20 protein-coding genes are annotated in these 23,469 nt (G+C 40.3%); 10 read left to right on the forward strand and 10 right to left on the reverse strand.

Annotation, left to right across the window (positions count from 1 at the left end):
- Positions 1-46: 46 nt before the first annotated feature.
- The 6 genes from I6E85_RS06615 to fabR form a co-directional block, all read right to left on the reverse strand.
- Complete coding sequence (locus I6E85_RS06615; RefSeq protein WP_024589514.1) at positions 47-4,723, reverse strand: OmpA family protein; 4,677 nt, start codon at positions 4,721-4,723, stop codon at positions 47-49.
- 2 nt (positions 4,724-4,725) lie between these two features.
- Positions 4,726-5,796, reverse strand: a complete 1,071-nt coding sequence (locus I6E85_RS06620; protein ID WP_024589513.1) for a PD40 domain-containing protein — start codon at positions 5,794-5,796, stop codon at positions 4,726-4,728.
- Positions 5,797-5,890: 94 nt separating this feature from the next.
- Entirely contained in the window at positions 5,891-6,253 is a 363-nt protein-coding gene (locus I6E85_RS06625) for a hypothetical protein (RefSeq protein WP_024589512.1), read from the reverse strand.
- A gap of 1 nt (position 6,254) precedes the next feature.
- Positions 6,255-6,911 (reverse strand): peptidoglycan-binding protein, encoded by a 657-nt coding sequence (locus tag I6E85_RS06630; RefSeq protein ID WP_024589511.1) that lies wholly within the window; start codon positions 6,909-6,911, stop codon positions 6,255-6,257.
- A 9-nt stretch (positions 6,912-6,920) separates the two neighbouring features.
- Positions 6,921-8,090, reverse strand: a complete 1,170-nt coding sequence (locus I6E85_RS06635) for a hypothetical protein (protein WP_308807815.1) — start codon at positions 8,088-8,090, stop codon at positions 6,921-6,923.
- A gap of 147 nt (positions 8,091-8,237) precedes the next feature.
- The gene (gene fabR / locus I6E85_RS06640) at positions 8,238-8,861 is read right to left on the reverse strand and encodes an HTH-type transcriptional repressor FabR (RefSeq protein ID WP_007582233.1); all 624 of its coding nucleotides are present in this window, start codon (positions 8,859-8,861) and stop codon (positions 8,238-8,240) included.
- A 126-nt stretch (positions 8,862-8,987) separates the two neighbouring features.
- Here fabR and I6E85_RS06645 point away from each other — a divergent pair, with 126 nt between their 5' ends.
- Positions 8,988-10,121: a fatty acid desaturase gene (locus I6E85_RS06645; RefSeq protein WP_024589509.1), complete on the forward strand. Its 1,134-nt coding sequence runs from the start codon at positions 8,988-8,990 to the stop codon at positions 10,119-10,121.
- A gap of 13 nt (positions 10,122-10,134) precedes the next feature.
- Positions 10,135-11,565 (forward strand): Si-specific NAD(P)(+) transhydrogenase, encoded by a 1,431-nt coding sequence (gene sthA / locus I6E85_RS06650; protein WP_007582237.1) that lies wholly within the window; start codon positions 10,135-10,137, stop codon positions 11,563-11,565.
- A gap of 95 nt (positions 11,566-11,660) precedes the next feature.
- Here the strand turns inward: sthA and hemE are convergent, their stop codons facing one another.
- A complete protein-coding gene (gene hemE, locus I6E85_RS06655; RefSeq protein WP_002961084.1) occupies positions 11,661-12,725 on the reverse strand; it encodes a uroporphyrinogen decarboxylase in 1,065 nt (354 codons plus the stop codon).
- A gap of 530 nt (positions 12,726-13,255) precedes the next feature.
- Here hemE and I6E85_RS06660 point away from each other — a divergent pair.
- Positions 13,256-13,726, forward strand: coding sequence for an Rsd/AlgQ family anti-sigma factor (locus I6E85_RS06660; protein WP_007582240.1), 471 nt, complete (start codon positions 13,256-13,258; stop codon positions 13,724-13,726).
- A 65-nt stretch (positions 13,727-13,791) separates the two neighbouring features.
- On the opposite strand, the gene fkpA is transcribed toward I6E85_RS06660, so the two are convergent.
- A complete protein-coding gene (fkpA, locus tag I6E85_RS06665; RefSeq protein WP_101162984.1) occupies positions 13,792-14,538 on the reverse strand; it encodes an FKBP-type peptidyl-prolyl cis-trans isomerase in 747 nt (248 codons plus the stop codon).
- 215 nt (positions 14,539-14,753) lie between these two features.
- Here fkpA and I6E85_RS06670 point away from each other — a divergent pair, with 215 nt between their 5' ends.
- Positions 14,754-15,752: a WD40 repeat domain-containing protein gene (locus I6E85_RS06670; RefSeq protein ID WP_101162983.1), complete on the forward strand. Its 999-nt coding sequence runs from the start codon at positions 14,754-14,756 to the stop codon at positions 15,750-15,752.
- Complete coding sequence (locus I6E85_RS06675) at positions 15,739-15,954, forward strand: SlyX family protein (RefSeq protein WP_007378900.1); 216 nt, start codon at positions 15,739-15,741, stop codon at positions 15,952-15,954. Before I6E85_RS06670 ends, I6E85_RS06675 begins: the two co-directional genes overlap by 14 nt.
- Before the next feature lie 32 nt (positions 15,955-15,986).
- Here the strand turns inward: I6E85_RS06675 and I6E85_RS06680 are convergent, their stop codons facing one another.
- The gene (locus I6E85_RS06680) at positions 15,987-16,190 is read right to left on the reverse strand and encodes a YheV family putative zinc ribbon protein (protein ID WP_007378899.1); all 204 of its coding nucleotides are present in this window, start codon (positions 16,188-16,190) and stop codon (positions 15,987-15,989) included.
- 132 nt (positions 16,191-16,322) lie between these two features.
- Here I6E85_RS06680 and I6E85_RS06685 point away from each other — a divergent pair, with 132 nt between their 5' ends.
- The 5 genes from I6E85_RS06685 (at position 16,323) to I6E85_RS06705 (ending at position 22,038) form a co-directional block, all read left to right on the forward strand.
- Positions 16,323-18,245 (forward strand): ATP-binding cassette domain-containing protein, encoded by a 1,923-nt coding sequence (locus tag I6E85_RS06685; protein WP_024589507.1) that lies wholly within the window; start codon positions 16,323-16,325, stop codon positions 18,243-18,245.
- Positions 18,229-18,651 carry a TIGR02444 family protein gene (locus I6E85_RS06690; protein ID WP_101162982.1) on the forward strand — a complete coding sequence of 141 codons (423 nt, stop codon included), beginning with the start codon at positions 18,229-18,231 and terminating at the stop codon, positions 18,649-18,651. The genes I6E85_RS06685 and I6E85_RS06690 overlap by 17 nt, the downstream gene beginning before the upstream one ends.
- Positions 18,652-19,533: 882 nt before the next feature.
- Positions 19,534-20,526, forward strand: coding sequence for a hydrolase (locus I6E85_RS06695; protein ID WP_007582255.1), 993 nt, complete (start codon positions 19,534-19,536; stop codon positions 20,524-20,526).
- The gene (locus tag I6E85_RS06700) at positions 20,523-20,777 is read left to right on the forward strand and encodes a YheU family protein (protein WP_007582257.1); all 255 of its coding nucleotides are present in this window, start codon (positions 20,523-20,525) and stop codon (positions 20,775-20,777) included. The genes I6E85_RS06695 and I6E85_RS06700 overlap by 4 nt, the downstream gene beginning before the upstream one ends.
- 64 nt (positions 20,778-20,841) lie before the next feature.
- Positions 20,842-22,038, forward strand: a complete 1,197-nt coding sequence (locus I6E85_RS06705; protein WP_197236728.1) for a dipeptidase — start codon at positions 20,842-20,844, stop codon at positions 22,036-22,038.
- Positions 22,039-22,284: 246 nt separating this feature from the next.
- On the opposite strand, the gene tuf is transcribed toward I6E85_RS06705, so the two are convergent.
- Positions 22,285-23,469: an elongation factor Tu gene (gene tuf / locus I6E85_RS06710; protein ID WP_024589451.1), complete on the reverse strand. Its 1,185-nt coding sequence runs from the start codon at positions 23,467-23,469 to the stop codon at positions 22,285-22,287.

A 23,469-nucleotide genomic window follows, 5' to 3' on the forward strand; every position in this document is an offset into this window, starting at 1 on the left:
TTGCGCTCAGTTATGTTAGTGGTGACTACTTAAATTACGAATAAATTTATTCGCTTTTAAAAGCTCCTAGCGGCCTTACTTTCTTCTTTGTAGCATCTTCAACAAACCACTGTTTCACTTCATCTTCAGTCAACCCTTCCTCTGACAAGCGCTTATATAGGTCTTTTTGTGATGGGGTTGAATGATCGCTATTTAGCTCAGCGGCTAATTCTTTTAAATCAGCTTCTGGTAATGTTTTACCCCAAGGTAAATTGCTATTTGTAGGGTTCGGTAGTGGTAACTTTAACTGCAAGCCATGGTTGCTAATTTTATCAGTCATCGAACCGATATCATTAAAATTAAAGCCCGAATTTCCCGCCGAGTTAAAGCTAGCAATACCTAGCTCCATCGTATATTGCCTGTCCTCTTTGTCAGTAAACATATCACTAAATTGGCTTGTAAATATGTCTCCAAAAGGCCTTAAGCCGTTTACTTCAACACGCTTTGGCGACTCATATTTCAAACTAAAATTTGCCGCAAAAACAAAAACCTGCTCTTCACCGGCAAATGCTTCAGCGTCTTTATTATGCCAATTAAGCAGCGCTCGAGCCTGTTTACCTTTTTCGTTATAAGGGCCTGCGTTATTCAATAATTCAATTAACTCTTCATACTCTGGGCCTACCTGCTCATCAATTTGGCACTGGTTGTCATACCACTTATCCTCAAATTGATAGTCATCGTCATGCCACGTATCCACCATTTTATTTAAAATACGCTCTGTTTTATAACCTTTATTTGCATTACGTGTAGCTTTGCCTAAATAGCAAAGTTTTGACTTATACTTCGGGCCTTGATCATTAATACCAATAGTTTGCTGCAGTATTAAATCACATGGCACACTACGCCAATCTAAACCAATGAGTTTTTTTGTATAATTATCAGACTCTAGCTCTGTACAGGTGGCTACAACCATAATATCGACTTGGGTATTCCAATCAAAGTCATCAAATATTATGTCATCGCCAAACTGGCGTACTTTAAACCCTAAACTTTGTGCGGCAGCAAATTCACTCTCAAATAAACGAATAAATTGCCCTTGCCTTTGTATTTTACTGGTTATTAAATAAGGTTTACCCTCACCACCAAAGCGCACCAAAATTCTAATGCTTTTTTCCCCAGCAAAAAGCTCTGGATATACAAAGCTTGAGCTACTACTCGTTAAAAAATCTTTTATTAATAGTGACTCTTCATTACCACCGTTACGCTTTGTATTTAAATCAACATAAAACTCATTCGCCACAAACTTATTTTTTATGCCTAAGGCATAGAGGACCTCAGCAGTGTCAGACTCAAAAATCATCTCATCACTATTATCTTTACGCTCCCCCATTAGTGGCAATACAACTTCACGGCTACTGCCAACTTGCGCACCAATGAAATAACGCATATCAGAGAAATTGTCATCTTGATAATATTCAACTGCAGAGTCGTTTATAATCGAGTAAAAAGCTTCTTCGTGCACCATAGGCTTGGTACCTAAATACGTTTTTGGCCCCAACTGAAAAAATGGTGTAAATACACAACCAAACTTTCCGGCAAAGTGCTTTTCATTATTTAATAGCTCAGACTCTACAAGCGGCCTTACTAGCTCTTTATAAGCAAGCTCGTTATTTACGCCATCACAGCGCGTTACTTTCAAGGTAATAGGGGCAATACCGGTCATCGTATCGTTAAACACAACGAGAACACGAATCGGGGTGAATGGCGTTAGCCGCTTTAGTTTATTGGCAATAATTGGCAACCATTTTTTTGAAGTCTGGTCTTGATAATATATAGCGCTGTGATGATAGCTCGCCTCACCATAGTCAGAAAATACTGGTTCAAATGTGTTTGCAAAGCTTTCGAGGTATTTATTGCCTTCTTTTTCTTGCGTAGCAAATGTGTGAATGGGGAAGTAATTTTGAAATTCAGCCGTAATATAATTATGCTCACGCGCTACTGTCGGCACCGTCATCATATAAAAACCATACGGGTTAGATTGCGATTGCAAATAAAGCGTGTTTTCAGGATCTGTAACTACGGCTTTACGTGTCGCTTTATCTAGCAAGCTGTAGTTATCACTAAAGCCGTAAAGTGCTTTTTTATCACCATTTTTACTTTGCTTTTGATTGGTAATGCTATCAATTAAAAATACCCAAAATGTATCCATCCTAATTGATGCACCGGGCAAATTAGGCAGTGCCCAGCTATCACCTAATAAAAAGTTTTCTATGTATTGTTTTACTTTATAGCGTTCTAAATTTGAATAATATTGGCTTTTATCACCTTCACGCTGAGCCCTTAGTAGCAATCCCATAAGGCCCGATATTGCCTCTGAGCGCAGCCTAAATTGAGCTGCCCATTGTGTACTTTGCTGCGTTTTTCCGTCTTTATTATATTCACTTAATAGCTCATGCATCATACCTTGATTAGCTGCACACTCCTGGCCTAGGCGTTTATCTCGCTGAATTTCTGCGTAGAATTGTTTACAGGCGTTATCGAGGAGTGCTTCATCCATTAAATTCGCAGCCGACGTAGCAATAGCGCCACCCGCTTTTATTACCGCTACTGCCGCGGCAATGGGAGCTGTTATTGGGATAAATGCCATAACACCCAGAGCAATGTTAATCATTTGCCACGCCATATCGTCGCCTGTTTCATCTACTTTTATATCATTGGCTACGGTTAAATTACGAAAGCGCTCTAAACTGTCCATACCTTCACGAGATGGGCAAACATTTATTTGGCTAATAGCATACGCCGCAATATGTACACGGCGGTTTTGTGCTCGGCTTGCCTCATCTTTATTATTTATAAGTGGTTGAGCATAACCCAGCCCAAGCACTTCAATACGCGCTTCATCAATGCCTGCTTGGGTCACTAAAATGTGCTTAACAGCCTCTGCTCGTCGCTCAGATAACGCAATATTATAATCGTAATTACCTATATCGCAGGTGTGGCCTGCCACGGTTACTTTAAGGTTCTCATTTTGCTTAAGCGCTTTTATAACGGCCTCGCTTTGCTGCAAAATAGTATTGCGGTAATCATCGGTTACTTGCTCGCTATTAAGCGAAAACGTTCCTTCAATTACGACATCTTTTACAATTTCTTTGGCACTTAAATGCTCAAAGTAATCGTTAGCAACCGTTTTATAGTGCCGTTTAGCTTGCGCTAAATTAGGGATATTTGTACCAAATTGCTGCAACGTAGTTTGCCCAAGTGCTGCAATATTTGTGGTTAAGTCAGCTATATTGAGTGCATTACCTGCTGCATCCATTGCCACCTTAGGAATGCCGAGCTTTTTACCTAAACTTTTATTATAGCTTTCCATTGCTGCTGGAGTGTTAGCTGGTAAGCGCCACAAATTTTCTGCAAGTGCTTGCCGCCAAGCATCGGTTGTAAAGGCTGCGCGAGCTTCACGTAGCTTTTTCCAAGCATCCTGCCCATCTTGCATAGCAAACACGGAATCTAGCGTTGCTTGAATAGTTTTATCTTCTGTTTCGTTTAAATGAGTATGTATTGCTTTAGCAATTTTACTCCCTAAAACAAACTTACCATTAGTGGTAAAATTACCGTTACTGGCACTGGCTGTTATATCGGTATTTATTAACCCTGCGGCTAATTGTGCACGGCCTTTAGCCACCGCCCATCCATGGCAAAAGCTCTCAAAGCCGCTGGCTATTTTTATTGGTTCATCACTAACTTTTGCGCGACCAACCTCTTTACCGTTTTCATCTTTAATACTAATATTTTTAGGGTCATAGGTAGCATGCTCGGTTTTTAAATCTTTTGCATAACTTATTAAGTGGCTATAAAAGCGAGGAAATTGCTTTATTATTGCCTCTTCAACCGAAAGCGGATCGCAGTTAATTACATCAAACTCACCTGCCTCATTTTTTATATCAAAGTGGATCATTTCGGCAAGTTCATAGTAATAATGTGTGCCGTCAAATTTAATAGATTTAGTACACCAGCTTGCAATATTGGCCTCATAGGTATTCCGCTGAAGCCTTATTTTTACTCTATACAACCCTTTGGGTAGTATCTTGTTAGTACCGGTTATCACCGCTAAGTTAGTTTCAGTGACGAAAGTAGCTGGTATATCTCTACCTATAGGCGACGACAAAACAATATTTTCACCCGGAGAAAGAAGCGGGATGTTTGGGTTAATACTTAATACAACAGCCCTCGTTTTTGCCAACACATACGCTTGAATACTCTTTACGTTTTTTTGAATTATTTCCCTTTCATACCACTTATTGTAAGTGTCGTCTTCGCTATTTTCTGTAGGCTGTTTTAAATTGGTAATAGGGATTGTTTGTAACTCTAATAACGGTGTATTTGAGCTACTGTAATTTTTTAAATTATCAACAAATTCTTTAGCCCATCCTCTAGGGTTATTATTGGCAATGAGGCCAATGGACTCCATTGGCGGAATAATAATAGGCCGTTGATTATTAGCCATGTAGGCATGAAACGGCTGACGTACTTCTAATGAGTCACTATTTATTGTCGATAAAATACCGGCTTTATTCGTTTTTAACACAATAGGCTTTTTTGTATTATAAGTGGCTGACTTTGGCTGTTCAGCAATAACAATTCGGTTTGCTACCGGCGTTAATTTGCCAATCGGTTTATTATGTTTAACATATCCAGTTAGTAAATAAACCAATGGGCTTGCAGATCCTTTGCTAATATCATGCATAATTAGTTACTCTGTGCTTTTTGGTTGGTAATAGCGATAGGTGCTAAAACGTTAAGGCCCCAAATATTCATTTCTTTAGTACGCGTAATACGTTTCTCTCTCGTTAAAATATTGGCTCTAGTGATAATGCTATAAGTAACAGGTCTACCAAGCTCATCAACCTCGCCCATCGGGTTAAAACCAAATTTAAGCGTGACATTTTCGTCCAATGAAAATATCACTCCACCACCCTCCCCTTTTTCTGAGTGCTCTATTTCAGGGTTTGCAATATTCACCCAGTGGAAGTGAAAATCTTCTCTACCATACGTCATAAACGCTAAATACTTGCCGTCTGGTGAAATACGGTGGTTTTTCATTTCCCATGCTCTCGGAAAACCAAAGTTCACTTTACGCACTACTTCACCATTAAACTTATGTATCCAAAAGCCATCGTGCTTTACCGCTAAAAACTCTTTATCACCAGGCAGTAAAAAAGCAGCGCCACTGTGGTGAATTTGCGGTCGAGAGGTGAGTTCCCCTGTAGGTACATGGTAATTAAAGTTTTTGCCATCTGAGTAAAAAATGACGTTTTCACTGTCTGAGGTCCAATTAAACCACGGGTAGCCGCCACCGCTTGACATGGTGATTAGCTTTTTCTCTTTAGTATCGTATAACTGGCGAGTCGCTCGGTCATTTATATAGCCCGAAATAGCAATATAGCGGTTATCTGGTGAGCGTGCTGGTGCATGTATACTAATAGATTCAAGCTTTTGAAATACCTCTTCTGGAATAATACGGCGCCTGTCTGAACCATCTAACCGTGATGACCACAGTGTGCGCACTTCACTGCCTTTATATTTATTCCAAAACATTAACCGCGGGGTTGAAAATGTATCTGCATCTCCGTACACCTCTTCGCGTATTTCGAGTGGCCACTCTGGGTGGTTTTTGTGCTCTTTAGCCCATGGGTATTTAGCAACATCAACCTCTGCTTGTGGTGAACTTTGCGATGAGGGCTCTGAGCAACCGCTTAGCAGTAAGCTAAAACAAACGCTGAGAGCGCAAAGCATGCTGTGATTTTTTAAAAATGTCATTAAAACTATCCTTTTACTACATGCACTTATTTACGAGGTAATATAAATAAGTGCATTCATTAAAACTTGTGTTATTAAAATAAAGTGCTTGCACTTACTCTTCTACTATTTCTGCCATTAAAACGGTTTCTGGCGTTTGGTCGTGAAGCTCACTGAATGGGACATTGTCGAAAATATAATAAGCTGGCTGACCATCATTTGGGTCTTGCATTAAATCAAAATTGCCACTTTGAGGGATATCAGTAAATTTTATTTTTACCCAGGTAGAATCGAGCCTTACACTGGCTATAGACTGTACCTGTTGCCAGCTATGTTGTTTATTTATAAGTATAAGCTGCTCTTTATCGTACTTTGGCGTATTTGGATCAACCTGATACATAAATACAAAAGCAGGCTTAACCAGAGTTAACGGGTTTATGTTATTTACTACCATTGCCATACTGTGCGAGGCACTCATACTAACTCCCAAATACTTGTTGTAGTTTTGCTTTGGTTTTAGGGCCTGGTATGCCGTCTATGTCGAGATCGTGCTCGTACTGAAATTCCTTTACACCAATGCGAGTTTTTTTACCCATAACACCATCAACCGTACCACAATCAAACCCAAGCATATTGCACCGGCCTTGCACACCTGAAAGCGTGTCTATTGGATCTAGATTGCCTATTTGCACGTTAAAGCTTTTAGTTGGTGTGGTATCGCCTTCATTTAGGTATAAATCGACTGTGCCGGTTAGGGCGTCGTTACTATTAAGCTCTACTTCGATAAGCCCATCACTTTGCAATACGGTATCTATTGTTTGGTTACCAATATTAAGTACTACGCGTTTACCGACTACGTCATCGCCGTCGTCGTACGATACTTGCAGACGAAAGTACTCTTTTTCGTTTTGTACAACAAAGCTGTTAATACTGTTGGTGCGCAGCGGTATAAACTTTTCTTTTTTAGGCGGAATCGTAATTTTATCGCCCGGGTAAATTAAGTTTGGGTCTGGGCGTAGGGCTTTAAACTCTGCATTGCTTGGGTGGTTGTAAAGCGCTTTAGATGTTTGGTAGCCGTATTGCTTTGCTATGCGCAATAGCGTTTCACCTTGAGCTACAGTGTGTTGTTGGGTCATTGTGTATCCTTAAACTTTGCCTACAGACCAATCTTCGCTGTCGAGTTCAAAAAAGCTGACTTTAGCGTTTTCAAAGTCGGGGCCTGATACGTTGGCATAACCGTTTTGATCAAGTTGCCCGGTAATAATGTGGCCGTTGCGTAGGCGTATTTTGTAGCCCATATTAGCTTGTGGTTCGCCAGCTTCGTCGAGTAGTTCTATTTCGTAGGCTAAAGTGGGTTGTTCAACAGTAAATGTGGTGGTGTCGGTTGCGCCACTGGCCGTTACCGTAACATTATAAAGACCCGGTTTTACCTCAGCGTAGTGCTGCCAAAACGAGACTTCGTCTGGGCGTTTTTTTTCTAGTTGTAGTGTTATTTGACCACTTGTTGGCCCTTGCCACTGAATAACTACACTGCGACTGTTACTGCATGAGCCTTCTATATTGAGTTTCCAACCACTGGGTACTGTTAAGCTTGTGCCTGCTTTAGCAGGTTTTCGCTCGCTATAGCCTAAGTTGTAATCGTAAATTAAATTGGCATTTTTATAGCCGGTATATTGCTGTGCGAGTTGCTCTACGGTTTCGGCGGCGCTAAGTACATGGGTTGTAAAATTTTGCCTAACAGTGTGAGACGCTTTTAGTAGCATTGTGCTGTTTAGCTCTGGCTTATAAATACGTACAGCGGGCGCATGCTGTTGTATAGGTTGCGCTGCTTTTTTAGGTTTTTGGTTATAACTTTGCTGATTTATAAATTGCGGACTATTTTGCGCAGCTGATTGGCTGTTTATAAATGCAGAAGTGCTTGGCGTCATTACTGTGTTATTTATAAAAGTATTGTTTTGCAACGCTGTTTGCGATGATGTAATTGAACCATTATTAACCGCGCCCGAGTACTTTGTTGGTGCTTGAGTTTGTTTTGGGTAAACAGCTAGGCGTGTACTAGCTTGCTTAAACAGAGAATATGGTACCTTTTTCCACTCTTTGTCTTTAGCCCAATATTGGCACCGAGTGTCGTCGCGTAATCGCGCAGCTTGGTGTTTATCTAGCGCACCAAACAGGTTGTCTTGCAGTTGCCTTTGCAACACTTTAGGAAGTTTGCAAAGCTGAGCACGACTTAAATAAGAGAATGTAACCACAGGCTCTGAATTTTCAGGCTCATTATGTGGTTGTTCAAATAGTGGGGGGTAATTTAAGTTCACCGGATCCTTGGTGAGCATTTGCATCCTCGCTTTCTCTTAATAAGAGACTTATTTATTATTTAGTTACGGCTAAAAGGTATGCCGTTATTATAGTGCGTTAATATAAAGAAATAGGCACAAAAAATCTACAATGAATTTTTAAATTTGCTAACTTTGTTCAGTGTTTTCTCTTACGTAATGTCCGGCTCCACGAGTAATATAACGCAGCTGCCAAATAACGCGCTCAATCAATTCGTCGCGTTGCAATCCTTCTATATCGAGCGCTTCTGCACCCGCATTAAATACGAGCGTTACCATAGATTCCGCCTGAATATAGGCATGCATAGCGTTGCACTTAGTTTCGCTTTCTAGATAGTGAGCCAACTCTAAAATAAAATGCTTTACCTCGCGGGCTACAGCGGCTCTAAATGCTTTAGAAGTCCCAGATCGTTCTCGCAGCAACAACCTAAATTGGTTACTTGAGTTATCAATAAACTCCATAAAAGTAACCACTGAGGTATTTATAACACTGCCGCCATCGTTTGCTATTCGTCTGCGTGCTTGACGCATTAGTTGGCGAAGAGTTAAGCCCGCTTCGTCTACCATGGTTAAACCTAGCTCATCCATGTCTTTAAAATGACGATAAAAAGAAGTTGGGGCAATACCAGCTTCTCGTGCCACTTCGCGTAAACTTAAATTCGAAAAACTATGATCAGCACTCAGCTGATTAAATGCCGCTTGAATTAACGCCTGTCGTGTTTTTTGTTTCTGTTGCGCTCTAACACCCGACATCAACAGCTCCCTGAATTATTTTATATGAATATTTAGTGATATTAGCTCAATTGTACAGTCTAATACTTGACGACGAGAGTTTGAAATACTATTTTAGCTTACAGTTGTACGCTGAGATTGAGAATTATGAATAAACCACCGATTATTTGGACAAACGTCCTATTTTTTAGCCTAACCTTTTTGGCGGCTGCCACACTTGTACCTTGGTACGCCATTAGCTACGGATTTACCAGCGCGCATTGGATTGCTTTTGTTGGCTGCATGTTTTACGCAGGCTTATCAATTACTGCCGGCTACCATCGATTATGGGCACATAAAACCTATAACGCACACCCTGCAGTTGAATTTATTTTTGCGCTAGGCGGTGCTTTTGCACTACAAAACAGTGCTCTGCATTGGAGTAGCGATCACCGTATACATCACGGTCAAGTTGACGACCCAATAAAAGACCCTTACGCGGCTACCAATGGTTTTTGGTATAGCCATATCGGCTGGATGTTACGTGACTACCAAGGCGATAGCTACAACGACTATAGTAATTGTCGTGATTTACAACGAAATAAAGTCGTTATGTGGCAACATAAGCACTACTTAAAACTAGCTATTGCTATGAACGTAGGTTTGCCTCTTGCACTTGGTTTATTAGTTGGTGATGTGTGGGGTATGTTAATTCTTGCAGGTTTACTACGCTTAGTACTAAGCCAACACTTTACCTTTTTTATAAACTCAGTTGCACATATTTGGGGCTCTCGCCCATACACCGAAAAAAATACGGCACGCGATAACGGCTTTTTAGCGTTATTTACATACGGTGAGGGGTATCACAACTTCCACCATATTTTTGCAAGCGACTACCGTAACGGTATTAAATGGTTTCATTACGATCCAACAAAATGGATGATCCGCTCTTTAGCAGCTGTTGGTTTAGCTAATAAATTGAAGCGTACACCTGTTGAACGTATCGAAAAAGCAAAGGCCGAAACGCTAATGAGCAAAACGCAAACGCGTCTTGCAAAATTGCCTTTAGCACAAGATAAGATTACATTATTACAACAAGAGTACGATTTACTGCTGAAAAAACTGCAAAATTATTGTTCACTACAAAAACAAGTGTTAGAAGTTAAAAAAAATAACATGGCAAAGCAGTGTGAACGCTCAGCATTAATGGCACAATACCATGAGTTGGAAGCCGCCTGGGAAAATCAAAAACAGGCATGGCTAGCACTTAATGCGAGGTTATTAAAAGCCTCTTTTAATTAATTTAGGAGTGGCTGTGGCCAAACAACCAGAACAAAAAAAAGTACCCGTGACATACCAATATGATGCAATAATTATTGGCACGGGTCCTGGCGGTGAAGGTACCGCCATGAACCTTTCAAAAAACGACAAAAAAGTAGCGGTTATTGAACGCCAAGAATCAGTTGGTGGCGGTTGTGTACATTGGGGAACAATTCCTTCAAAAGCGCTTCGCCACTCTGTTAGCCGCTATATTGAATACAAAGCAAATCCGTTATTTAATGTTGGTGAGCGCCCTAGCCGCCTGACATTTCCTGATATTTTACGTCACGCAAGTTCTGTTATTTCTAAGCAATCTAATTTACGTAGTAGCTTTTACGATCGTAACCGCATTCATATGTTTCAAGGTGATGCGAGCTTTGTAGATAAGCACACAATTGAAGTAAAACGAAATGATGGTTCAACTGAGCGACTGACTGCTAAAACGATTGTTATAGCAACCGGCTCACGCCCTTATCGCCCACCAGAGGTAGATTTTACGCATTCTCGTATTTATGAGAGCGACACTATTTTAGGTCTTAAACACGACCCTCACCGCGTACTTATATACGGCGCTGGTGTAATTGGTTGTGAGTACGCTTCTATATTTAAAGGTTTAGGCGCTAAAGTTGATTTAGTTAATACACGCGACCGACTACTTGCTTTTATGGATGCTGAAATATCTGACGCGCTTAGCTATCACTTTTGGAACAGCGGTATTGTGATACGTCACAACGAAGAGTTTGACCGAATAGAGACCCGTGACGACTGCGTTATTATGCATTTAAAATCAGGCAAACGCGTAAAAGCTGACTGTATTTTATTTGCTAATGGCCGTACTGGTAACACTGATACATTAAACCTTGAAGCCATTGGTTTAAAAGCCGATAGCCGTGGCCAATTAAAAGTTAACGAAACATACCAAACAGAAGTTGATAACGTTTACGCTGTAGGTGATGTAATTGGCTATCCAAGCCTTGCTAGTGCTGCGTTTGACCAAGGTCGCATAGCTGCTGATGCAATTGCATGTGGTAACTGTGATGACAGACTGATTGTTGATATTCCGGCCGGTATTTATACCATCCCAGAAATGAGCTCAGTCGGTAAAACCGAGCAAGAGCTTACAGCCGCTAAAGTACCATATGAAGTTGGCCGTGCTCAGTTTAAGCATTTGGCACGTGCGCAAATTGCGGGCACTGAAGTAGGTAGTTTAAAAATATTATTCCACACTGAAACCAAAGAAGTACTTGGCGTACATTGTTTTGGCGAGCGTGCATCTGAAATTGTTCACATTGGCCAAGCCATTATGGAACAGAAAAATGGTGGCAATAATATCGACTACTTTGTAAATACCACATTTAACTACCCGACCATGGCTGAAGCCTACCGTGTTGCGGCATTAAATGGTTTAAATCGCTTATTTAAATAAGTAGTTTTAAAAGCCTTTATAAATAGGTAACAAAAAACCCGCAACTTAGCGGGTTTTTTACTTTTAAACAGTTTTAAAGTTTATTTAAGTAGCTATTACTTATGGTACTTAGCACTTAGCTCATGTACTGCATTAATGAATACACCAGCATTTTCAGGGTCTACATCTGGTGTAATACCGTGGCCTAAGTTAAACACGTGGCCATTGCCTGTACCGAAGTCTTCTAAAATAGTGCCTACTTCTTGACGAATACGCTCTGGTGTACCGTGTAACATAGATGGGTCCATATTACCTTGTAGAGCTACTTTATCACCCACACGGCGTTTAGCGTCGCTAATATTAATAGTCCAATCAAGACCAATTGCATCACAACCTGTTGCTGCAATAGCTTCAATCCATTGACCACCATTTTTAGTGAACAAAGTAACCGGTACTTTACGACCATCGTATTCACGAATTAAGCCATCTACAATTTTATGCATATATTGCAGTGAAAATTCGTTGTAATCGCGCGGGCTTAATACACCACCCCATGAGTCAAATACCATTAGCGATTGCGCGCCAGCTTTAATTTGAGCATTTAAATAATCAATAACTGAGTCAGCTAACTTATCGAGTAATAAATGAAGTGTTTGCGGCTCTGCAAACGCCATTTTTTTGATTTTACCAAATACTTTGCTGCTACCGCCTTCAACCATATAAGTTGCTAGCGTCCAAGGTGAACCAGAAAAACCAATAAGCGGTACTTCACCTTTAAGTTCACGACGAATAGTGCTTACTGCGTTCATTACGTAGCCAAGCTCGTCTGTAGGATCTAACTTTGGAATTTTTTTAACATCAGCAAGTGATGAAATAGGACGTTCAAACTTAGGGCCTTCGCCAGTTTCAAAGTAAAGACCTAAACCCATCGCATCTGGAATCGTTAAAATATCACTAAATAATATAGCGGCATCTAACGGGTAGCGACGTAATGGCTGCAGTGTTACTTCACATGCAAGCTCAGCATTACGGCACAGGCTCATAAAATCGCCCGCTTGTGCACGTGTAGCGCGATACTCTGGTAAATAGCGTCCTGCTTGGCGCATCATCCATACCGGAGTTACATCAACAGGTTGTTTTGCAAGTGCACGTAAATAACGGTCGTTTTTTAATTCGCTCATGGCGTAAATTATCCTAAGACTTGTATAAATTGTGCAAGATTGTACCACCATATTCTCCGACCCTCTATTGCTTAGGGACGAAAACAATATTCCCTAGAGGCAGATCAATATAATGGCGTGCTTTAATCCATTTTGACTATAAAACAAGCAAAAAAGAATAACATTTAAAACTTTTTATTAATATGTTTGCAACATTACAAAAACCTTGTTATTGTTTGTCCCGCGTTAACAAAAACAATAATAAAAATCTTAAAACAATAAAAATAAATGTTTTAAAATAATAACAATAAAAATCATCTCATAAAAATAAGAAAGCTTGTTATAACAAGTCACTGAAAGAAATTAGACCACCGTAACTGGTGGTTTTTTCTTGCCTAAAATAAAATCCCTCGCCTTAGATTATATAAAAAGGTACACCCCTCAAAGTAGCTCAACTTTACTTGTTGATATACTCGCAAATTAAATATATCTTGATGTACATAAACTTATTATATTCTAATTGAAAGACCAACCCAGCTAGGAGAACAGTTATGCTGACGCGTGTAGAAAAAGCTCAACAAAAATGGGGTGGTAGCCACACAGTAATTGATAAATGGCTAAACGAACGCCAAGACCTTATTGTACTTTATTGCAAAATTGCAGGTTTTACGCCGTACGAAAAACAAGATCAAGCATTGCCAGAGCCAAAACTAATTGAATCATTTTGCCAACTTTTAATGGATTACCTATCTGCGGGCCATTTTGAAGTGTATGACGATATAGCAAAAGCATGTGAAAAAAAGGGCTTACAGAGCCAAGAGCTTGCAAACTCTATTTACCCGCGTATTTCCAGTACAACCGACATAGCGTTAGATTTTAATGATAAGTACGCTGAAGTAGACAAAGAAGACTTGTTAAAGGGTTTTGATGATGACTTGTCTGTTATTGGTGAGGCATTAGAAGCACGCTTTGCACTTGAAGATGAGCTTATTGATAACTTGTTTTCTAATCACGCAAACTAATATGTTATTTACGCATATTAAAAAAGGGACCTAAGGTCCCTTTTTGCATTTACACAATAAACTTATTATTGTGCTGGTGCTTCTTCATTTTGAATTTCAAGTAATTCAACTTCAAATACAAGTGTTGAATTAGCTGGAATCTTACCTAAGTCACGGTCGCCGTAAGCAAGTTCTGAAGGAATAGTGAACTTGTACTTAGAACCCACTGACATAAGTTGTAAACCTTCAGTCCAACCAGCAATTACGCGGTTAAGAGGGAAAGTTGTAGGTTCGTTACGTGCATATGAGCTATCAAACTCAGTACCGTCTAATAAAGTACCTTTGTAGTGTACTTTAACTACATCAGTTGCTACTGGCTTTTCGCCATCGCCTTCGCTAAGTACTTCATACTGCAGGCCAGACTCAGTTACTGTAACGCCTTCTTTTTTAGCGTTGTCAGCTAGGTATTTAACACCCGCTTCTTTGCTTTTTTCAGACTCTACTTTTGCTTTTTCTTCTTGCTTAGTGCGTACTGATGTATCTAGTTCAGTTAATACTTCGCGAATTTTTTCTTCGTCAATTTTTGCATTACCAGCAAGTGCATCTTCAAAACCACGGATTAGAAGTGCTTGGTCTAGTTCAATACCAATTTCTGTTTTGTCTGCTAAGTCTTTATTTAAAAAGTTACCTACAGATGCACCAATACCGTATGCTTGTTGCTGTTCTACAGTGTCTAATTTAACTTCAGCTTGTTCTTTTTTTGTTTCTTGATTACAAGCTGTAAGCGCTAAAACTGACGCTGCAATCAATGACAATCTAATCGTCTTTTTCATTTTAAATCTCCGACACACTTTGCAGTTGTCATTTTAATGTATTATTACTAGTTAAAGATTAACGGCCCACATGATAGGCTGCTTGTTTAATGACTAAATTCCACATTGTTAGCTAAACTAAAAACATATCCAGTGATTAGACAAACAACCTAGGCATTTAACGCGTCCTAGTCTAACCTCTCAGTCACTAAGAGTTAAGGGGAAATACCTGTAATATGTCGATATTTCGTACTTTTTTAATCGTATTTAGCTGTTTTTTAGCCATCGCCTGTACCGATAAAAAACAACACGCTGTAGCAAGTTACGAACATGCTGCACAAGGTGCGTTTTCATCAACACTTTCAAACGATGGTAAATACAGTTTGATCTCCTCTATCAACCATGGGGTCGCCCTGTGGGATAATCAACAGCAGGTACTAAAATACCAATGGTTTCAGCAGCAAGATCAAGACAGTTTGGTATACGCCGTTGCTATTGCTTTTGATAACAGCGTGGCTGTTACCGCCGAAAAAACCACGTTTGCTGTGTGGGATATAGCCACAGGCAAAAATAAAGGTTATTACAAAATACAAAAAGCCAGTATTCGCGATATTGCTATTAGCAATCAAGGCCGTAGTGTTTTATACGGCCGTAGCGACGGCGTTGTCGTATTTGTAAACCTAGAAACCGGACGTCGTATTGAGTTTTTAGGTCATCAAGATAAAGTTAACACCGTTGACCTATCACCTAACGGACGCTACGCCTTAAGTGGTTCTAACGATTATGTTGCTTACTTTTGGGATACACGTACAGGGCAAGTAATTCATCGTTTTAATCACCCAACGCGTGTTACCCAAGTGACGCTCGATCCACAAGGTCGCTATGCGTTTACGGCCGATAGTATGGCACAAGCAAATGTATGGAAGCTGACTACAGGTGATCTTGTGAGTAAACTGAAGTATATTGCGCGTCAGAAAATTTTTACTGCTGTGCGTTTTAACGAACAAGGCACTTTGCTTGCAACCGGCTCACCAAATAAGCGCGTAGATTTGTGGCAAATACCAAGCGGTGAAAAAATTCAAACTTGGCAGGTTACCCCGCGCGAAGGCAGTAAGCCTAAATCGGCGGTGGTGCTAGATGTGACATTTACAGATAACGGTAAGTCGTTGTTAACCGAAAGCTCCAGCGGTATCGCAGAGCGATTTATTATACGAGAGAATAATGAACACAATTGAACATCGCTTAATGGAACTTGAAGCCAAAGTGGCTTTTCAAGACGAAACAATTGAAGTCTTAAATGATGAAATAAAAGTGCACCAGCAACTTTTAGCAAAAATGAAACGCCAAACTGAGCTGCTAGCAGAAAAAATTAAAGAGTCGCAGTCATCATCGTCTATGATGTCTGAAGCACCTGAGCCGCCTCCGCCGCATTACTAAAACCGGTAAAAATTAGGCAATAAAAAACCGGGTTAGTCGCCCGGTTTAAATACACCAATTACTTGTTCAAATTGGCGAGTAGACGCCTGAACAGCGTTATCGGGTTGCGCCATTTTATGACCACACTCAACACACTCTACTTTTTCAACATCATGTTCTCTGTATAGCATCATAGTATCCATGGCTTTGCAGTCAGGGCACGATGCACCAGCAATAAATCGCTTCTTTTGTCTCACAACATTTTTCCTGTGGTTTGAACTGCCGCTATTTTATCGTATAACTTCACTTGTTGATACGCTTGATAAGAGCATTAAGTTCTATGTTATGATAGCGCCAACTTAACAAGGGCACAGCAAAGTAACGCATTCATGATCCAAATCTCAGAAATAGAACTACTTCGTGGCGGTAAAGCCTTATTAAAAAACGCATCAGCTACGTTATTCCCAGAGCACAAAGTAGGCCTTGTTGGCGCTAATGGCTGTGGAAAATCAACGCTATTTGGTTTACTAAAATCAGAACTGCAACTAGATGCCGGTAACTGCAGCATTCCAAAAGATTGGTCTATTGCCTCTGTTAAGCAAGAGACACCTGCACTTGAAATAAGCGCGATTGATTATGTACTTCAAGGCCACCCAGAATACTACGCAATGCGCATAGCACTGCGTGAGGCCGAGAAAAACAACGATGGCGACACACAAGCCAAAGTACATATTCAGCTTGAAAACATTAAAGGCTACAGCATTGAATCAACCGCCGGTGAGCTATTACACGGCTTAGGCTTTGCCAATAACCTAATAGAAAACCCTGTCAGCTCGTTTTCGGGTGGTTGGCGTATGCGTTTAAACCTTGCCCAAGCATTAATACGCGACGCCGATTTACTATTACTCGATGAGCCAACAAATCACCTTGATTTAGATGCCGTTTATTGGCTTGAACGCTTTTTACGTGCTTATACCGGCACCCTTGTACTTATATCGCATGACCGTGAGTTTTTAGATGCGGTGGTTGACCAAATTTGGCATGTAGATAAGCAACTTATCAATGTGTACAAAGGTAACTACTCGCAGTTTGAACGCCAAAAAGCAGAGCGTTTACTACAACAACAAGCAATGTTTGATAAGCAGCAAGATCAAATTGCACACTTAGAGCAATTTATAACGCGCTTTAAAGCAAAAGCCAGTAAAGCTAAACAAGCACAAAGCCGTGTAAAAGCACTGGAACGCATGGAAAAACTAGCGCCAGCACATGCCGACTCGCCATTTAACTTTGAGTTTGCAGAGCCAAAAGCATTACCAAACCCACTAATGACAATAGATAAAGCCAAAGCGGGTTATGGTGACGTCACTATTTTAAATAATATAGAGCTAAACCTTGTACCAGGTAGCCGAATTGCTTTACTTGGTCGAAATGGCGCGGGTAAATCAACGTTAATTAAACTGCTTTCTGGTGATTTAGAGCCGCAAGCGGGCGAAGTTATTCAGCATCACGGATTAAATATTGGTTACTTTGCGCAGCATCAGCTGGAATCTCTTGATTTAAAAGCCAGTGCAATAACGCACATACAACGACTAGACCCAAAAGCCACTGAACAATCACTACGTGACTTTTTAGGCGGCTTTGCCTTCATTGGCGATAAAGCACTTGAGCCTGTAGCCCCATTTTCGGGCGGCGAAAAAGCACGTTTAGTGCTTGCCATGTTGGTATATCAAAAGCCAAACTTATTATTACTGGATGAGCCAACCAACCACCTTGATTTAGAAATGCGCCATGCACTTGTTATGGCACTACAAGGCTTTGAAGGCGCTATGGTTACCGTATCGCATGATCGCCATATGCTTAAAAATACTGCCGATGAGTTTTACTTAGTAGATGACGGCAAAGTAACTCAGTTTGGCTACGACTTAGATGCATATTATCAATGGTTACTTAACGCGAATAAAGAAGCGGTTAAAGCGCAGCAAACCGACGAGCCTAAAGCAAACCCAGGCGTTAACCGAAAAGAGCAAAAGCGCTTAGAGGCTGAATTTAGAAAAGCCACTCAGCCACTTAAAAAGCAAATTGAAAAGCTTGAAAAGCAACTCGATAAATTTACCGCCGAATTAAGTGAAGTTGAAGTGACCTTAGGTGATAACGAACTGTACAACGACGACAACAAAGCCAAGCTTAAAGAGTTATTAGCCAAGCAAGCAACCCTTACGCCTAAGCTTAACGACGTTGAAGAAGAGCTACTTATGGCACTTGAAGAAATGGAAGAAAAAGAGCAGGCATTCGCCGATGAACTTGCTCAATAGCGACCATTTTTGGCAGTTTGCGTGCACCTTGTACGCAAAGCCTGATCAACAAACAACCTTGCTGGCACTACAAAACCAGCAAGGAAAAAATGTTAATTTATGCTTATTACTGCTTTATTTAGATTCATTAAATTTAAGTGTTAATGCTCAACAACTAAATACATTAATAAACGTAATTAGTGAGTTTGATACTCACGCATTACAACCTCTGCGCGCTGCCCGTAGCTATTTAAAAGCTAATCAGAATACGATAAGTGATTACGCCACAATACGCGCAGAGTTACTAAGCACTGAGCTAAAGCTTGAAAAACAACAGCAACATATGTTGATTGAAGCAGTAAATGAGTTTGAATTAATCGAGCATGCAGCACCAAACAATATTGAGCTGTATATGAAAGCCACTTAGGCTGCTACTTTTTATACCCTCTTCTACTGCTCATTCTATTTTCTTTGTGCAAAAAACCTTTAAGTAATTTATTCACAAAGAGGTTAAGAGCCGCTTCGCTTTTAGAGGAAAAACAAACTAGATTACTTAGATAAAAATATAAATATTGAGCGATTGTTTAGCTCAGCATTTTATTACCCTGCCCTAATTTTCTTCTCTTTTTCTTCTTTTTGCGCAAAGACCTTTAAGTAATTTACTCACAAAGAGGTTAAGAGGCGCTTCGCTTTTAGAGGAAAACAAACTAAATTACTTAGATATAAATATTGAGCAGTTTGTTGCTCTACCCTCATTTACTTCTCATTCTTTTCTCTTTGTGCAAAAAATCTTTAAGTGGTTTACTCAAAAAAGTTAAAAGCGCTACGCTTTTAGATAAAGTGAAAAAACATGGATTACAATCAGCTCACTATTTCAAGCGAAAAACTCTCTTAGCTCTCAGTGGTAATAACTTAGTAGCCTTTAAAGCATGATCTAAATCAACTTAGCTTCACCCCTATATCTGCTTATGTAAATAACTTGATCTCGATCACGTTGCGACCTGCAAACACCGCCTATGATTAACCCATCAACAACGAGGGGAACAACTCATGAACGTATTCTTTAGAGACTTTTTTACAGATCCAGTTTTATTTATGTCTTTTGGGTTTTTAACCATCGTTGTTTCTTTGTGTATATTTTTTGCTTTTTTCTTTTTGAAAAAAATACATGATGCAGAAATCCCCGAACAAAATTAAGCACGACGCACTAAAGCGCCTTATTAGTTTACTAGTTAGGCGCTTTTTATTTTCTGAAGCGAAAAATTTGGTACACTAGCTTTTCGTTTAATACAAAGTGCGTAGTACAAACATGATCTCTCAGTTCAAACCAGCATGGTGGATGACCAATCGTCACGTTCAAACCATAATGCCGCGTTTTTTCCGCCCATTTCACCACACTCGCTACGAACTTGAGCAACTTGATACACCTGATGGTGACTTTATTGAGCTAGCATGGTCACTTCCACATAACGAAACCGCTCCACTTGCCGTTGTTTTACATGGCCTTGAGGGCAACATAAATAGCTTTTATGCTAAAGGCATGATGAAGGCGTTAAAAAAGCAAGGTTATGCAGTGGTGCTTATGCACTTTAGAAATTGCTCAACTGAAGTCAATCGCCTACCTCGCGCTTATCACAGCGGTGACACCGCCGATTTAGCCTTTTTTATAAATCACTTAAAGCTGCAATTTCCTGAGCGCACTATGGTCGCTGTAGGTTTTTCGTTAGGCGGTAACGTACTGGCCAAATACTTAGGTGAACAATCACAAGCATGCCCACTAAGTGCTGCAGCGGTGGTATCTGCTCCTTATGATTTGTCGTCATCAAGCGATGTTATTCGTAAAAGCTTAGGTAAAATTTACCAAAAATATCTGCTCGATCGCATGAAAAAATCAATGCAGCGAAAGCTACCACAAATTAAGCAGCAAATTTCATTAACGCCAAAACAGTTAATGAAAATTGACGATTTATTAGAGTTTGATAATCAGTTAACAGCCCCTCTGCATGGTTTTGAAAACGCACACGATTACTATCGCAAAGCCAGTGCAATGCCGTACTTAAAAGATATCGCTATACCTACACTTATTATTCATGCAAAAGACGACCCTATGCTCTCAATTAAGGCCGTACCAAGTAGGCAAGACGTAAGTGAGCATGTTACGCTGCGCATCTCTGACAAAGGCGGACACGTTGGTTTTATTAGCGGTAAAAATCCGTTTAAGCCTATATTTTGGTTAGAGAAAGCCGTGCCATGCTATTTTGGGCAACATGTTTTAGGCAACGCAAACAAAGAGCAATTATGATTATCCCTTTTGAACAACTCGATAAAGATACACTATACAACCTAATAGAAAGCTATGTGCTGCGCGAAGGCACCGATTATGGCGAAGTAGAAGCAAGCATCGAATCTAAAGTTAACCAAGTTAAGCTACAGCTTAAAAATGGCGAAGCAATGGTGTTTTTCTCAGAATTACATGAGTCAGTTACTATTATTTCTAAGGGCGAATTTAAAGCGCTGCAAAGTGAAGAGCATCAAGCAGAGGCGTTTGATTAAGGTGTAGTACTTGTAACTTTTGAATTGAACGTACACAATGGCTTTTTACCCAAAGAGCCAAAACATGATAAAACTCAGCACTCTAGTGGTAGCCATATCACTAGCTTTAACTAGCCAAGCCCAAGCAGAACCAACAATAACAGCATCTGGCAAGGCAATTAAACTCGCTAAAGACACCATTTTAATTGATACCCATATCGACGTACCTTATCGAATTCACGAAAGCTGGGTTGATGTAACTAAAGCGACAACTGATGGCGATTTTGACTACCCTCGCGCTGTAAAAGGCGGTTTAAACGCACCGTTTATGTCGATTTATATTCCTGCGCATTTGGAATTTGAAGGTAAAGGAAAAAGCTACCAGCTAGCCAATCAAATGATTGATAGTATGGAAGCCATAGCCCAGCGCGCGCCCGATAAGTTTGCTATTGCTAGCTCAAGTACTGATATAGAAGAGCAATTTAAACAAGGCAAGCTTTCTATAGCGATGGGTATGGAAAACGGCTCTCCTATTGAAGGGGATATGAAAAACCTTCAGCACTTTTACGACCGTGGCATTCGCTACATTACGCTAGCGCACTCGCAAAGCAACCATATTTCGGATTCGTCTTACGATATACGCCGTAAATGGAAAGGCTTGAGCCCATTTGGTAAAAAGCTTGTCACTGAAATGAATAATATTGGTATGCTAATCGACGTTTCGCATATTTCTGATGATGCGTTTTATCAGGTTATGGATCTATCTAAAACACCCGTAATTGCCTCACATTCATCACTTCGTAAATACACGCCTGGCTTTGAGCGTAATATGAATGACGATATGCTATTGGCACTTAAAGAAAATGGCGGCGTTATTCAAATTAACTTTGGCTCAAGCTTTGTTACCGCTAAAGCAGGCAGTTGGGGCAAGCAGTTAAAAAGCAAAAAAGAGTCCGTTAAAAAAGACGGCACTAAATTAAGCAAAGATTTTGATGCTGCATACCGTGCTAAAAACCCATACCCATTTGCAAGCCTTGAGCAAGTACTTGACCATATTGATCACGTAGTTGAGCTAATTGGTATTGATTATGTAGGTATTGGCTCTGATTATGATGGAGTTGGCGATTCATTACCTATCGGTTTAAAAGATGTATCTAGCTATCCTAATCTTGTTCAAGGTTTAATGGACAGAGATTACAGCGACAAAGATATTAAAAAGATTCTTAGCGGTAATTTATTAAGAGTTTTAAAACAAGCGCAAGAGTATGCGAAAAAGCATTAAAGCTTTTATCATATATTAGTAATTGGCTAAAAGACCAAGAGCTAACTCAATATAAGCACGGCCTAGCCGTGCTTTTTTTATATCTAAGAGCTCAGTTATTTTCAGCAACCTTTTTCCTCGGGTTTCGTAAAACTCAACCTAAGCTACGGCAATAAAGCTATACCTAGGAGCAAATCACTTTTCTTCAGGCATTAAAAAAGGCCACCTGAGTGACCTTTTTCTAACAATTAACTTTAACGTTAATTATTACGCTACGATAGTTGCTACAACACCAGCACCTACAGTACGACCACCTTCACGGATAGCAAAACGAAGACCTTCATCCATCGCGATTGGTGCGATTAGAGTTACTGTCATCTTGATGTTATCACCAGGCATTACCATTTCTACGCCATCTGGTAACTGTACGTCACCTGTTACGTCAGTTGTACGGAAGTAGAACTGTGGACGGTAACCTTTGAAGAATGGAGTATGACGACCACCTTCATCTTTCGAAAGTACGTATACTTCTGAAGTGAATGTAGTATGTGGGTTAATTGAACCAGGCTTAGCTAGTACTTGACCACGTTCAACGTCTTCACGTTTAGTACCACGTAGAAGTGCGCCGATGTTTTCGCCAGCACGACCTTCGTCTAGAAGCTTACGGAACATTTCAACACCAGTACAAGTAGAACGAGTTGTATCATTGATACCAACAATTTCTACTTCGTCATTGATGCGGATGATACCAGCTTCAACACGACCAGTTACAACAGTACCACGACCCTGGATTGAGAAAACGTCTTCGATAGGCATGATGAAAGGCTTATCGATGTCACGCTCTGGCTCTGGGATGTAAGTATCAAGTGCGTTTGCAAGCTCAACAATCTTATCTTCCCACTCTTTCTCGCCTTCTAACGCTTTAAGCGCAGAACCAGCAATTAGAGGTAAGTCATCACCTGGGAAATCGTATTCTGAAAGAAGTTCACGAACTTCCATTTCTACTAGTTCAAGTAGCTCTTCGTCATCTACCATGTCACATTTGTTCATGAACACGATGATGTAAGGAACGCCAACTTGACGAGAAAGAAGGATGTGCTCACGCGTTTGTGGCATAGGGCCATCAGTCGCAGCAACTACTAAGATCGCGCCGTCCATTTGAGCAGCACCAGTGATCATGTTTTTAACATAATCGGCGTGACCAGGACAATCTACGTGTGCGTAGTGACGTGAAGGAGTATCGTATTCAACGTGAGACGTTGAAATAGTGATACCACGTTCGCGCTCTTCTGGAGCGTTGTCGATTGATGCGAAATCTTTAGCAACACCGCCGTATACTTTTGCAAGTACGTTAGTGATTGCTGCAGTTAGTGTAGTTTTACCGTGGTCAACGTGGCCGATTGTACCAACGTTTACGTGCGGTTTTACGCGTTCAAACTTTTCTTTTGCCAT

It is taken from the genome of Pseudoalteromonas sp. NZS71 (genome assembly GCF_015864715.1).
Taxonomy (GTDB): Bacteria; Pseudomonadota; Gammaproteobacteria; order Enterobacterales; family Alteromonadaceae; genus Pseudoalteromonas; species Pseudoalteromonas arctica.